This window comes from Actinocorallia aurantiaca (assembly GCF_039533685.1).
GTDB classification, from domain to species: Bacteria; Actinomycetota; Actinomycetes; order Streptosporangiales; family Streptosporangiaceae; genus Actinocorallia; species Actinocorallia aurantiaca.
Genome location: NZ_BAAATZ010000012.1, coordinates 500,869 through 514,177 on the forward strand (window position 1 = coordinate 500,869; position 13,309 = coordinate 514,177).

General features: G+C 71.1%; 12 protein-coding genes. 6 read left to right on the plus strand and 6 right to left on the minus strand.

All coding sequences use genetic code 11. The features are described from left to right. Positions 1 to 355 precede the first annotated feature (355 nt). A complete protein-coding gene (locus tag ABD327_RS17460) occupies positions 356 to 1,216 on the plus strand; it encodes a GNAT family N-acetyltransferase (RefSeq protein WP_344451464.1) in 861 nt (286 codons plus the stop codon). A gap of 139 nt (positions 1,217 to 1,355) precedes the next feature. Here ABD327_RS17460 and ABD327_RS17465 read toward each other — a convergent pair whose 3' ends face one another. From ABD327_RS17465 to ABD327_RS17475, 3 genes are read right to left on the minus strand one after another with little or no spacing between them, the layout of a single operon-like run. Further along, positions 1,356 to 1,640: an acyl carrier protein gene (locus tag ABD327_RS17465; protein WP_344451465.1), complete on the minus strand. Its 285-nt coding sequence runs from the start codon at positions 1,638 to 1,640 to the stop codon at positions 1,356 to 1,358. 25 nt (positions 1,641 to 1,665) lie between these two features. After that, positions 1,666 to 3,327, minus strand: coding sequence for a fatty acyl-AMP ligase (locus tag ABD327_RS17470; protein ID WP_344451466.1), 1,662 nt, complete (start codon positions 3,325 to 3,327; stop codon positions 1,666 to 1,668). Beyond that, a complete protein-coding gene (locus ABD327_RS17475; RefSeq protein ID WP_344451467.1) occupies positions 3,324 to 4,391 on the minus strand; it encodes an SDR family oxidoreductase in 1,068 nt (355 codons plus the stop codon). The genes ABD327_RS17470 and ABD327_RS17475 overlap by 4 nt, the downstream gene beginning before the upstream one ends. Before the next feature lie 82 nt (positions 4,392 to 4,473). On the opposite strand from ABD327_RS17475, the gene ABD327_RS17480 reads away from it, so the two are divergent. Further along, positions 4,474 to 5,037, plus strand: a complete 564-nt coding sequence (locus tag ABD327_RS17480; protein ID WP_344451468.1) for an EF-hand domain-containing protein — start codon at positions 4,474 to 4,476, stop codon at positions 5,035 to 5,037. A gap of 211 nt (positions 5,038 to 5,248) precedes the next feature. Here ABD327_RS17480 and ABD327_RS17485 read toward each other — a convergent pair whose 3' ends face one another. Genes ABD327_RS17485 through ABD327_RS17495 form a run of 3 tightly spaced genes read right to left on the minus strand, consistent with a single transcriptional unit; the run spans position 5,249 to position 8,277 of the window. Next, positions 5,249 to 6,403 (minus strand): acetyl-CoA C-acetyltransferase, encoded by a 1,155-nt coding sequence (locus tag ABD327_RS17485; RefSeq protein ID WP_344451469.1) that lies wholly within the window; start codon positions 6,401 to 6,403, stop codon positions 5,249 to 5,251. An 11-nt stretch (positions 6,404 to 6,414) separates the two neighbouring features. Continuing rightward, a complete protein-coding gene (locus tag ABD327_RS17490; protein ID WP_344451471.1) occupies positions 6,415 to 7,047 on the minus strand; it encodes a TetR/AcrR family transcriptional regulator in 633 nt (210 codons plus the stop codon). 54 nt (positions 7,048 to 7,101) lie between these two features. Continuing rightward, complete coding sequence (locus ABD327_RS17495; protein WP_344451472.1) at positions 7,102 to 8,277, minus strand: acyl-CoA dehydrogenase family protein; 1,176 nt, start codon at positions 8,275 to 8,277, stop codon at positions 7,102 to 7,104. 264 nt (positions 8,278 to 8,541) lie between these two features. On the opposite strand from ABD327_RS17495, the gene ABD327_RS17500 reads away from it, so the two are divergent. The 4 genes from ABD327_RS17500 to ABD327_RS17515 all read left to right on the plus strand — a co-directional run bounded on the left by ABD327_RS17500 (position 8,542) and on the right by ABD327_RS17515 (position 13,273). Then, entirely contained in the window at positions 8,542 to 10,005 is a 1,464-nt protein-coding gene (locus tag ABD327_RS17500; RefSeq protein ID WP_344451473.1) for a FadD3 family acyl-CoA ligase, read from the plus strand. 40 nt (positions 10,006 to 10,045) lie between these two features. Further along, the gene (locus ABD327_RS17505; RefSeq protein ID WP_344451474.1) at positions 10,046 to 11,062 is read left to right on the plus strand and encodes an acyl-CoA dehydrogenase family protein; all 1,017 of its coding nucleotides are present in this window, start codon (positions 10,046 to 10,048) and stop codon (positions 11,060 to 11,062) included. A gap of 72 nt (positions 11,063 to 11,134) precedes the next feature. After that, the gene (gene purB, locus ABD327_RS17510) at positions 11,135 to 12,568 is read left to right on the plus strand and encodes an adenylosuccinate lyase (protein WP_344451475.1); all 1,434 of its coding nucleotides are present in this window, start codon (positions 11,135 to 11,137) and stop codon (positions 12,566 to 12,568) included. Positions 12,569 to 12,643: 75 nt separating this feature from the next. Continuing rightward, complete coding sequence (locus ABD327_RS17515; protein ID WP_344451476.1) at positions 12,644 to 13,273, plus strand: TetR/AcrR family transcriptional regulator; 630 nt, start codon at positions 12,644 to 12,646, stop codon at positions 13,271 to 13,273. Positions 13,274 to 13,309 lie beyond the last annotated feature (36 nt).

Here is a 13,309-nt window from a genome sequence, read left to right on the forward strand (position 1 = left end):
CCCGGCGAAGGCGCCGCCGACGAACGCTCCGGTCGACGGAAGCGGAGACCTTCGAGGACCGCGAGGGCGCGTACCGGCTCCCTGGCCGCCTCTCGTCGGGCCGGCCCTCTGCCGTCCCCGACCAGGGTCGGACTTCGGCCACGCACGAAGAGTTGAAGATGCCCGCCTTCGGATTCGAAGGCGACCGCGCTCCATGCCGGTTTCACGGACGATGGCCTGCTCAGATCCCGGCAGGAGGTCGCCTGTGAGCGGAAGGACATGCTGATGTTCTCCAGGATCATGCCGGGCGGCCGGGGAGAATGACCGGGCGGCGGAGCAATCCCGTGTGGAAATATCAGCCGATATGGCGGTCACCATGCGGAAGTACGAAGGCGTGCGCGATCTGAGGGCGATGCAGGAACTGACACAGCGGGTCTGGTCCCTCGCCGACCCTCACCACGTCGGAGACCTCGCCTGGGGGCGGTTCATGTTCCCCGCCGAGCAGGCCGACTGGCCGATCGCACTGTGGGAGGACGACGGCCGGGTCGTCGCCTGGGCATGGGCGCAGCTCCCCGACGACCTGCGGTTGCAGATCGATCCGGCGTATCCCGGGTTGCCGGCGGAGGTCCTGGACTGGTTCGACGAACTGGCCGGCGACGGAACCCGTGAGATCAACCCGCTGGACGCGCAGAACGACGTACGAGAGGCGCTGCTGAAGCGCGGATACGAGCCGGTGGACGACGACGCGCCCTTCTTCGCCCATCACGTCCGGGAGCTCGACGACCTGCCGGATCCGGTGCTGCCGGAGGGCTTCACGGCACGGGCCGTCCGGGGCGTGGAAGACCTGGACAGGCGGGTGGCCGTGCACCAGGCCGCCTGGAACTCCACCAAAGTGACCCGGGAGTCCTACGGCACGCTCATGACGGTCTGGCCCTATCGGACCGGCCTGGACTGGGTGGTCGAAGCCCCGAACGGACACTTCGCCAGCAACTGCCTGATCTGGTACGACGACGTCCACCGCGTCGGCCTCATCGAACCGGTCGGCACCGACCCGGAGTTCCGCCGCCTCGGCCTCGCCCGCGCCGTCTGCCTCGCCGCCCTGCACGCCCTGGCCGAGGCGGGCGGAGAACGCGCGATCGTCTGCCCGCGAGGCGACGCCGCCTACCCCGTGCCCCAGGAGCTGTACCGGGGAATGGGTTTCCGCCCGTACGGGAGGACACGCACCTACCGCAGGTGACACTCACCCGACGCCTCGGAACCGGGGCGTCATGCGAACGTGCAGTTCGAACAAGGTTCTGGCCGAACTACACCGCTGTCTCCACCGCGCCGGCCGCCACGTCCTACAGAACCACCAGGTCAGTGTGTGATGAAGGGATTCATTCCGCGTCCTCGTGCCGGTCGTCGTATTCGTTCGGTGGGTTCTGGGCCAAGAGCCCGGTCAGGTGGGCGGCGAGGGCGTCGACGGTGGGATGGTCCCAGGGGAGGGCCGGGTCGACCAGCAGGCCCGTGGTCTCCTCGATGTCCACGCACAGGATCAGCGCGTGCACCGATTCCAGGCCGTAGCCGCGGAGCTTGGCCGCCGGGTCGATCTCGGCGGGTGAAAGGCCGAGGTATTCGGCCACCTTCTCGGTGAGCCACCGGCGCAGGTCGGGGTCGGACATGGGCTTCTCCAGGATCGGACACCACTCACGAACCGGCGTGCAGCAGGCCTTTCAGCGGGGGTTCCAGTTCGGCGTGCACGAAGGGGAGTTCTCCCCGGAGGAAGAGGTCCCGCATGTGCCGTCGGCGGAGTTTGCCGCTGGTGGTCTGGCGCACCTCGCCGTGGCCCACCAGGACCAGGCTCACCGGGACGCCGAACCGTTCGGCCAGCCGGTCCAGGATCCGGTCGGCCACCTCGCCGGCGTGCTCCTGCCGGCCCCGGCGCATCTCCTGGACCAGGACGACGTGTTCTCCGGCATCCGGGTTCACGACGCCGAACGCGGCGCCGCGTCCGGACGCGGGATGGGCCTCGCGGGCCGCCTCCTCCAGATCCTGCGGGTAGAGGTTGCGGCCCCGGACGATGATGACGTCCTTGAGCCGTCCGGTGACGTAGAGCTGTCCTTCCAAGAGGAAGCCCAGATCGCCGGTGCGCAACCAGCGGCCGTCGCCGGTGGTGCGGAAGGTCTCGCGGGTGGCGTCCAGGTGGCCTCGGTAACCGGCGGCCACGCTCGGACCGGCCACCCAGATCTCGCCGATCCGGCCGTCGGGCAGCGGGGCGAGGCCGTCCGGGTCGACGATCCGCAGGTCCAGGCCGTTGGGCGAGCCGCACGCCACCAGGGGGACACCATCGTCGGCGGGGACGGCCCGGCGGCGTTCGAGTGCGGCGGGGGCGAAGCCGCGGATGGTCGGGCCCAGGCCCCGTGGTGTGCAGGTGACCATCAGGGTGCACTCCGCCAGGCCATATCCGGGGTTCCAGGTGGTCGGGCGGAAACCGGCGGGGGCGAACTTCCGCTCGAAACCGGCGAGCGTGCCGGGGTTGATCGGCTCGGCTCCGCTGAGCGCCATGGCCAAGGAGGACAGGTCCAGGCCGGCGCGTTCCCCGTCGGTGATCCTGCGGGTGCACCAGGAGTATCCGAAATCCGGAGACACCGTCCAATCGGCCCGGTACCTGCTGATCATCTCCAGCCAGCGCACCGGGCGTGCGACGAAGGCGTTCGGCGACATGAACACCAGATCGGCGCCCGTGTGCAGTGCCTGCAACTGCAGGCCGACCAGCCCCATGTCGTGGTAGTGCGGCAGCCATCCGGCGAGCCGCCGGGGCGGGACGTCGCCGGACAGCCTCCGGAACAGCCCGAGGTTGTGCAGGAGTCCGCGGTGCGAGACCTCGACTCCGCGCGGCTCGCTCGTCGAGCCGGAGGTGTACTGCAGGTAGGCGATGGTGTCGCCGGTCATCGCGGGCGGGATCCAGGCGTCCGGGTCGGCGGTCTCTTCGAGGACCATGGCCGGAAGGCCGTCGAACGCCGACTCGTGCGTCGCGTCGGTGAGGACCAGGCGGGCGCCGGAGTCCTCGGCGAGGGCGCGTACGCGGGCCGCATGCTGCGCCCCCGCCTGCGGGAGGGGGGCCGGGACGGCGAGCGCGCGGGCGTACAGGCAGCCGAGGAACGCGACGGTGAAGTCGAGACCGGCCGGGTAGAGCAGCAGCACGGGCTGATCGGTCATGCCGAGTTCGGTGAGCCGCACCGCCGCGGCCCGCGCCCGCCGGTCCAGTTCGGTGAAGGTGAGGCGCACCGTCCGCAGGTCGTCCTGGACGAAGACGAACGCGCGGTCGTCGCGGAGCCGTCCGCGCAGGTGGGAGACGAAGTCGCTCATTCCGGCAGTCCTTCCTTGACGTACCAGGAGACCAGGCGGTCCACGGTCTCGGCGGTGACCGCGGGCGGAGCCGCGGCCTGGTGCCACGCGAAGTCGTAGTGGTGGCGGAAGTACGTCGCGGTGTACTTGGCGCGCATGTTGACCACCGCCTCGAACCGGTCGAACGGCTCGGCCTCGATCTCCTCGGGGGCGGCCGGCACCAGCTCGATCGGCAGCCGGGCGCTGATCGCGGCGAAAAGGTCGCGAACTCGCACACCCGTCCCGTTCACCACATGGCAGACGGGACGGTCGAAGTCCCCGTCGGCGAGGGCGAGCAGCCGGGCGACCGTGGTGTCGACGGGCGTCAGGTGCACGTTGGCGTCCGGGTGGCAGGGCAGCCGGACCCGTCCGCCGGGGCTGCGGCGGGCGAAGAAGGCCATCACCCGGAGGAAGTCGTACAGCCCGTAGTCGGTCAGGGCCCTGCCCGTCCGGGAGTGGCCCGCCATCACGCCGAGTCTGGCCACCAGCGCGTCGCCCGCGGCGGCCGTCCGCGAGCGGGCCAGCGCGATCTCCGCCTCGCGTTTGGAGTACTCGTAGAAGTTGCGGAACCTCTCCGGCGGGGCGTGGACGGGCCAGCTCTCGGGGACGTCCCGGGTGTCGAGCCCGCACTGGTAGGCCGTGCCGAGGGAGATGTAGCGCGATCCGGGCCGCGCGTGCCGTTCGTAGGCCGCCAGGGTGTTCGCCGAACCCGTCACGTTGACGGCGAGGAGCTCCTCCTCGCGGCGTGGGAAGAAGGTGATGAGTGCGGCGTTGTGCCAGTAGACGCAGGGCTCGGCGAAGACCTCCGCGAGGTCTTCCGAGGCCAGGCCGAGGTCCGGCCGGTCCAGCGCGAGCCCCCGCACCCGGAGCCGGCCGGTGAGCGCTTCGTCGAGGCCGAGGCAGAACAGGGCGTCCGAGACTCTGCGACGCACCACCTCTGGGGATGCCCGGGCCAGGCCGACCACCTCGTCCCCGCGCGCCAGCAGGGCCCCGATCAAGTGGGAGCCCACGAAACCGTTCGCCCCATCAATCACATGTATGGCCACCGGGCCAGGTTCCCACGAGTGCTAACGGATAGTAAATTCTCGAACGGTTAGAGTAATCAGTCTTCCGAGGGGAGTTCACTTCATGCCCAACGACGTGCTGCGGCGCAAGATGGCCCACCTGTTCGCCCTCCTGGACGTCGACGACGACGGGACCGTCGACAAGATGGACTACACCGCCTCGGCCGACCGCCTCGTCACCGCGTTCGGGTTCGCGCCCGGCTCGGCCGAGTCTCGGCGGGTCCGGGAGCGGTACGCCAAACTGTGGGACGAGGTGACGCTCCCCATGGACGCCGACGGCGACGAAAGGGTGGACGTCGCGGAGTTCGCGGCCGGATTCGACACGTTCGTCACCGCACGCGGCGAGGGGTACCGCGAGCACATCGCGCCGGTCGCCGACGCCTTCTACGACCTGATGGACACCGACGGCGACGGCCGCATCACCCGCACCGAGTACCTCCGCATGGCGGGAAGCGCCTTCCGGATGACCGAGACGGACGGGCAGGCCGCGTTCGACCACCTCGACCTGGACTCCAACGGCTGGCTCAGCCGCGAGGAACTCCACCTCGCCAACGAGCAGTACTTCCGCAGCCCCGACGAGCACTCCCCCGGCAACTGGCTCTTCGGCCCCCTGCCCGCCTCTCTCTGACCGCCTTTCCGGCGGTGGCCGGGCGGGCCGCGTGCGGAGAGACGCTCCTCGACCCGGGCGCGGCTTCCTGAAAGCGGCCGCCGGACGCCCTGGCGCCCCACTCGGTCGAACAGGCCACGAAAGCCGCAGGACGTGCGGGGCAGCTCAGGCCGGTGGAAGGACAAGAGGAGGCAGCCCCCGCGCCGGGGCTACCTCCTCAAGATGGGTGGGGTCAGAGGCGTTCGAGGATGGTGACGTTGGCCTGGCCGCCGCCTTCGCACATGGTCTGGAGGCCGTAGCGGCCGCCGGTGCGCTCGAGTTCGTGCAGGAGGGTGGTCATGAGGCGGGCGCCGGTGGCGCCGAGGGGGTGGCCGAGGGCGATGGCGCCGCCGTTGGGGTTGGTCTTGGCGGGGTCGTAGCCGGTGTCCTTCAGCCAGGCCAGGACGACGGGGGCGAACGCCTCGTTGATCTCGACCGAGTCGATCTGGTCCATGGTCATGCCGGTCTTCTTCATCGCGTACGCGGTGGCCGGGATGGGGGCGCTCAGCATGCGGATGGGGTCCTCGCCGCGGGCGCTGATGTGGTGGATGCGGGCGCGGGGGGTGAGGCCGTGGGTGCGGACGGCCTCCTCGGAGGCGATCAGCAGGGCGGCGGAGCCGTCGGAGATCTGGGAGGAGAGCGCGGCGGTGAGGCGGCCGCCCTCGACCAGGGTCTTCAGGCCGCGCATCTTCTCGATGGTGGTGTCGCGGCGCGGGCACTCGTCCTGGGTGAGGCCCTCGACCTCGATGGTCTCGCGGGAGAAGTAGCCGTTGTCGATGGCGTTGATGGCGCGCTGGTGGGAGTTGTAGGAGAACTCCTCCATCGCCTCGCGGGAGATGTCCCACTGCGCGGCGATCATCTCGGCGCCGTTGAACTGGGAGACCTCGCCGTCGCCGTAGCGGGCGACCCAGCCCTTGGAGCCGACGAACGGGCCCTGGGTGAAGCCGAGGGGCTCGCCCGCGAGCATCGCGTAGGAGATCGGGATCTGCGACATGTTCTGCACGCCGCCCGCCACGACGAGGTCGGACGTGCCGGAGAGCACGGCCTGGGCGGCGAAGTGCACGGCCTGCTGGGAGGAGCCGCACTGGCGGTCGACGGTCACGCCGGGGACCTCCTCGGGGAGGCCGGCGGCCAGCCATGCGGTGCGGGCGATGTCGCCGGCCTGCGGGCCGACGTTGTCGACGCAGCCGAACACGACGTCCTCGACGGCGGCCGGGTCGATGCCCGTCCGCTCCATCAGGGCCTTGAGCGCGTACGCGCCCAGGTCGGCCGGGTGCACTCCGGACAGCGAGCCGCCGCGGCGGCCCACGGGGGTGCGGACGGCGTCGACGATGTATGCCTCGGCCATGGGGGTTCTCCTTACGTCGCGGGGTGCTGGTTCGCCTGGATCCCCTCGAGGACCATGGCGAGGTACTGCTGGGCGATCTCCTCGGCGTCGAGCCGCCCGCCTGGCTGGTACCAGGAGGCCGCGACCCAGACGGTGTCGCGGATGAACCGGTAGATCAACCCTGTGTTGAGGTCGGAGCGCAGAGCGCCCTCCTCGACGCCCTGCGCCAGGAGGCCCTTCCAGGTGCTCTCGAACCTGCGCTGGGACTCCGTCAGGTATCCGAAGCGCTCGTTCTGCGCCAGGTGCTTGGACTCGTTCTGGTAGATGACGACGGCCGCGCGGTGCCGTTCGATGCTCTTGAACGACGACGCGACCAGCGCCCGGAGCGTCGCGGTCGCGTCCATGCCCGAGGCGAGGACCTTGTCGTAGTCGCCCCACATCTCGTTCAGGAACGTCGAGAGGACCTCGTCGACCATCGACTCCTTGGAGTCGAAGTGGTAGTAGAGGCTGCCTCCGAGGATCCCGGCGGCCTCCGCGGCCTCCCTGACGGTCGTCGCGGCGTATCCGCGGTCGGCGAAGACCTCGGCGATCGCGGAGAGCAGTTCGGCCCTCCGCGTCGCCCGCGTGGCGGCGGTGCCTTCGGCATCACGCCGGCGCGCGCACATGGCACTCCTGCGGGTGCGAGGCGGCGCGGAGGGCCCGCACGGCTGCGCGGGCTCTCACGGACGCGCCTCGCGGGGAAGGCCGAGCACCCGCTCGGAGATGATGTTGCGCTGGATCTCGTTCGACCCCGCGTAGATGGTGTCGGAGCGGGAGAACAGGAACAGCCGCTGCCAGTCGTCGAGGTCGTAGGGCTCGCCCTGGGCGAGGGTGCCCGCGGCGCCGAGGACCTCCATGGCGATCTCGCCGAGGTCGCGGTGCCAGGTGCCCCAGACCAGCTTGGAGATCGACGACTCGGGGCCCGGCGCGCCCGCCGCGACGCCCTCCATGATCCGGACGGCGTTGAGGCGCATCGCCTCGAGCTCGATGTAGGAGCGGGTGAGCCGGTCGCGCAGCAGCGGGTCGTCGATCGCGCCGGTCTTGCGCGCCAGTTCGGCGACGCCCTCGAACTCGCGGCGGAAGCCGACCTGCTGGCCGAGGGTGGCGACGCCGCGCTCGAAGCCGAGGGTGGCCATCGCGATCTTCCAGCCCTCGCCGGGCGCGCCGATGATGTGGGACGCGTCGGTGACGGCGTCGTCGAAGAAGACCTCGTTGAACTCGCTGGTGCCGGTGATCTGGATGATCGGGCGGATCTCCACCCCGGGCTGGTCCATCGGGACCAGCAGGTAGGACAGCCCGTGGTGGCGGGACGAGCCGGGTTCGGTGCGGCAGACGACGAAGCACCACTGGGACTCCAGCGCCAGCGACGTCCAGACCTTCTGCCCGGTGACCTTCCAGACGTCGCCGTCGAGGACGGCCTTGGTCTGCACGTTGGCCAGGTCGGAGCCGGCGTTGGGCTCGGAGTAGCCCTGGCACCACAGTTCGGTGGCGGCGACGATCGGCGGGAGGAAGCGCTTCTTCTGCTCCTCGGTGCCGTAGGCGATGATCGTCGGCCCGATGAGGTTCTCGCCGATGTGGTTGACCCGGGCGGGGCCGTCGGCCAGCGCGTACTCTTCGTGGAAGATGACCTGCTGCTCGACCGAGGCGCCCCGGCCTCCGTACTCCACCGGCCAGCCCACGCAGGTCCAGCCGTGGGCGGCCATGTGGCGCTCCCACTCGGACCGGATCTCGAAGGCCTCGTGCTCGCGTCCGGGGCCGCCCAGCCCGCGGGCGTGGGCGAAGTCGCCGTTCAGGTGCTCGGCGAGCCAGGCGCGCACCTCTTCGCGGAAGGCCTTGTCCTCGGGCGTCTCGTTCATGCCCGCGACTCTACCAAACGGTTGTTAGAAAGAATCGGGTCCCGGTCCCACTCCGTGGGAGCCCTTCCCGGAACCGGACGGCCGGGGCCCGGCGGAGGCCGCGAACCGGCCTCGGGCCCCCTCCGTCCCGCTGCACGGGACGGGCCATTGACCTCCGGGCTCCCCCTGCCCCTAGGGTGAGGCCGCAGTTCGTCCGCTGTTCCACTCGGAAGAGCAGCGTGGCCTGAGATCCGGGGCACGTCGGATGTGAGGAGAGAAGGCCGGATGGTTCCGAACACGGTCCCGGCGCTCGTCGAGTACGCCGCCACCACCCACGGCGATCGCGAGGCCCTCGTCGACGGCGAGGTCCGCTGGACGTTCGCCGAGCTCGCCGCCGAAGTCCGGCGCGCCGCCCACGCCGCCGTCTCGCGCGGCATCGGAGCCGGCGACAGGGTCGGCCTCTGGGCACCCAACAGCAGGCACTGGATCGTGCAGGCCCTCGGCCTCTCCCTCGCGGGCGCCACCCTCATCCCGCTCAACACCCGCTACAAGGGCCCTGAGGCCGCCGACATCCTGCGCCGCAGCAAGGCCGTCGCGCTGTACACCGTCACCGGCTTCCTCGGCGTGGACTACCCCGACCTGCTCAAGGGCGAGGAACTGCCCGACCTGAAGCAGACCGTGATGGTCGACGACTACAGCATGTCCTGCTCGGCGGGGGCCGGGCCGCTGCCCGAAGTCGCCCCCGCCGACATCTGCGACATCATCTTCACCTCCGGCACGACGGGCCGTCCCAAGGGCGTGCTCAGCTCCCACGAGCAGAACATGCGGACCTTCCAGGTGTGGGCCGAGGTCGTGGGGCTCCAGCCCGGAGACCGCTACCTGCTGGTCAACCCGTTCTTCCACACCTTCGGCTACAAGGCCGGGATCTTCGTCTGCATGCTGAGCGGCACGACGATGGTGCCCGAACCCGTCTTCGACCTCGACGTGGTGTTCGACCGGCTCGCGAACGAGGACATCACCGTCCTGGCCGGGGCGCCGACCGTCTTCTTCTCCCTGCTGGAGAAGGCCGACGAGCTCCGGCACTCCCTGCGCATCGCCGTCACCGGCGCCGCGAACGTCCCCGAGGACCTCGTCCGCCGGATGCGCGAGGACCTGCGCATTCCCTCCATCGTCACCGCCTACGGGCTGACGGAGTGCGGCGTCGTCTCCATGTGCCCGCCGGACTCCGACGCCCGGACCGTCGCCACCACCACCGGCCCGGCGATCCCCGGCACCGAGATCCGCATCTCCGAGCTCGGTGAGATCTGCGTCCGCGGCTACAACGTGATGCGGGGCTACCTGGACGACCCCGAGGCGACCGCCGAGGCGATCGACCCCGACGGCTGGCTGCACACCGGCGACATCGGCGTCCTGGACGGGCGCGGCTACCTGACGATCACCGACCGGCTCAAGGACATGTTCGTGGTCGGTGGCTTCAACGCCTACCCCGCCGAGATCGAGAACGTGCTCGTCACCCACCCGGCCGTCGTCGACGCCGCGGTGATCGGCGTGCCCGACGAGCGGATGGGCGAGGTCGGCGCCGCCTTCCTCGTCACCCGCGCCCCCGTCGAGCCGGCCGAGCTGACCTCCTGGCTGCGCGAGCGGCTGGCCAACTTCAAGGTGCCCCGGCACTTCCACGTCGTGGACGCCCTGCCCCGCAACCCCGGCGGCAAGGTCGTCAAGCCCGAACTGCGCGCCCGGGTCCTGTGACGGCCCGAAGACCCATCGAAAGACCACTGGAGGACCTCCCATGACCCCCGACGAGCGGGACGAGCTCCGCGCCACGGTGCGCTCGGCCCTGCAGCGCGACGACGCCGCCGCCGTCCTGGCCGAACAGCTCGGCGCCTTCGGCCTGGCCATCCCCGAGGAGCACGGCGGCATCGGCTGCACCCTCGCCGAGACCCACATCGTCTGCGAGGAGATCGGCCGCGCCGTCTCACCCGTGCCCTACCTGAACTCGGCCGTCCTGGTGCCGCAGGCGCTGCTGGCCGCCGGCGCGCACGACCGGCTGCCCGACCTCGCCGAGGGCTCCGTCACCGGCGCGCTCGCCTGGGCCGAGAGCAACACCTGGGACCCGGCCGCGATCCGCGCCGAGGTCCGCGACGGCAGGCTGTACGGCGTGAAGGAGCACGTGCTGGACGGTGCCGAGGCCGACTTCTTCCTCGTCCCGGCCCTGCTCGACGGCTCCCTCGCGCTCTTCGAGGTGGACGCCTCCGCCGCGTCCGTCGAGTCCCTCGTCCCGATGGACCAGACCCGCCCCCAGGCCCGCGTGACCTTCGACGGCTCCCCCGCCGTCCTGCTCGGCACCGACGGCGAGGCCGTCCTGGAGCGCCTCCTCGCCGTGGCCGCGGTCGCCCTGAGCGCCGAGCAGCTCGGCGGCGCCGAACGCTGCCTGGAGCTGACCCTCGAGTACGTCAAGACCCGCGAGCAGTTCGGCCGCGTCATCGGCTCCTTCCAGGCGATCAAGCACCGCCTGGCCGACATGTACGTCCTGGTGGAGTCCGCCCGCTCCCTCAGCCGCGACGCCGCCCGCGCCCTGGCCGAGGACGCCCCCGACCACGCCGAGCGCGCCGCCATGGCCCAGTCCTACTGCGCCGAGGCCTTCCAGACGTGCGCGGCCGAGGCCATCCAGCTCCACGGCGGCATCGGCTTCACCTGGGAGCACCAGGCCCACCTGTACTTCAAGCGCGCCCACAGCGCCGCCCAGCTGTTCGGCACCCCCGCCTGGCACCGCGCCCGCCTCGCCCGCACGGTCCTGGCGGCCTGAGACCGCCCCGCCCGCCCCTGCCGGGGACCCGTGCTCCGGCGGGGGTGAGCAGGCGGGATAGACTCAGGGAACGTGACTGTCAAGCCTCGTATCCCCAATGTCCTCGCCGGTCGGTACGCCTCGCCGGAGCTCGCCTCGCTCTGGTCGCCGGAGCAGAAGGTGGTGCTGGAGCGGCGGCTGTGGCTGGCCGTGCTGCGCGCCCAGGCCGCGCTCGGGATCGAGGTGCCCGAGCAGGCCCTCGCCGACTACGAGCGGGTGCTGGAGGACGTCGACCTCTACTCGATCGCCGAGCGGGAGAAGGTCACCCGCCACGACGTGAAGGCGCGGATCGAGGAGTTCAACGCGCTGGCCGGGCACGAGCACGTGCACAAGGGCATGACCTCGCGCGACCTCACCGAGAACGTCGAGCAGCTGCAGATCCGCCTCAGCCTGGAGCACGTGCGCGACCGGCTCGTGGCGGTGCTGGCGCGGCTGGCGTCGCTGGCGTCGCAGTACTCCGAGCTGGTGATCGCGGGGCGCTCGCACAACGTCGCGGCGCAGGCCACCACGCTGGGCAAGCGGTTCGCGGGCGCGGCCGACGAGATCGGCGTGGCGTTCGCGCGGCTGGAGGAGCTCATCGCGCGGTACCCGCTGCGCGGCATCAAGGGCCCGGTCGGCACCGCGCAGGACATGCTGGACCTCCTCGGCGGGGACTCCGCCAAGCTCGCGGAGCTGGAGAAGCGGGTCAGCGAGCACCTGGGCTTCGGCACCGCCTTCACCAGCGTCGGCCAGGTCTACCCGCGCTCGCTGGACTACGACGTGCTCTCGGCGCTCGTGCAGGTCGCGGCCGGGCCGTCGTCGCTGGCCAAGACGATCCGGCTGATGGCCGGGCACGAGCTGGTCACCGAGGGCTTCAAGGAGGGGCAGGTCGGCTCCTCGGCCATGCCCCACAAGATGAACACCCGCTCCTGCGAGCGCGTCAACGGCTTCATGGTGATCCTGCGCGGCTACGCGTCGATGACGGCGGAGCTCGCGGGCGACCAGTGGAACGAGGGCGACGTCTCCTGCTCGGTGGTGCGCCGGGTCGCGCTGCCCGACGCGTTCTTCGCCGCCGACGGCCTGATCGAGACGTTCCTGACCGTCCTGGAGGAGTTCGGGGCCTTCCCCGCCGTCGTCTCCCGCGAGCTCGACCGCTACCTGCCGTTCCTGGCCACCACCAAGGTGCTGATGGCTGCGGTCAAGGCCGGGGTGGGCCGCGAGGAGGCGCACGAGGTCATCAAGGAGCACGCCGTGGCCTCGGCGCTGGCGATGCGCGAGCAGGGCGCCGCCGAGAACCAGCTGCTGGCCAGGCTCGCCGCCGACGAGCGGCTGCCGCTGGACCGCGCCGCGCTCGACGAGCTGATGGCCGACCGGCTGTCCTTCACCGGCGCCGCGGCGGCCCAGGTGAGCGCGGTCGTCTCCCGGGTCGACGAACTGGTCAAGCGGTATCCGGAGGCCGCCGCCTACGCTCCCGGCGCGATCCTGTAGGCGCCGGTTCCGGTTCGCGGGTCTCCCCGCCGTCCGCGGCTCACTTTGGATAAAGGTTTCTGTCAGGATACGGGGATGGATTCCGGACCAAGGCGACGACGTTCCTACGGCGGCGCGAGCGCGGAGGCCCGGGTGGCCGAGCGCCGCGCCCGCCTCATGGAGGCCGGTCTCGAACTGCTGGGGACCGTGGGGCTGCACGGCACCACGGTCCGCGGGGTGATCGAGCAGGCGAAGCTCACCCCGCGGTACTTCTACGAGAGCTTCACCGACCTCGACGCCCTCATCGTCGAGGTCTACGACGCGGTCGTCGCCGAGCTGCGGGACGCCTCGGTCACCGCGCTGCTGGACGCGCCCAAGGACACCCGGGTCCGCGTGCACGCGGTGATCGCCACCATCGTGCACCACTTCGGCGACGACCCGCGCAAGGGAAGGCTCGTGCTGGCCGAGGCGATGGCCAGCACCGCCCTGATGCGGCGCAGGCTCGACACCTCGCACATGTTCACCGACCTGATGTCGGGCCGCGCCGTCGGCCACGAGGCCTCGCCCGAGCTGGTGCTGGCCGCCCGCTTCATCGTCGGGGGCTTCGCCGAGGCCCTCACCGCCTGGCTCCAGGGCGATCTGGAGACCACCCGCGAGGAGCTCGTCGACGGCTGCACCACGCTCTTCATGGCGAACCTGGCCACGGTCCGGACGACCCACCCCTGACCGTCCGGACCGCGGCGGGCCCGCCGGGCGCGTAGC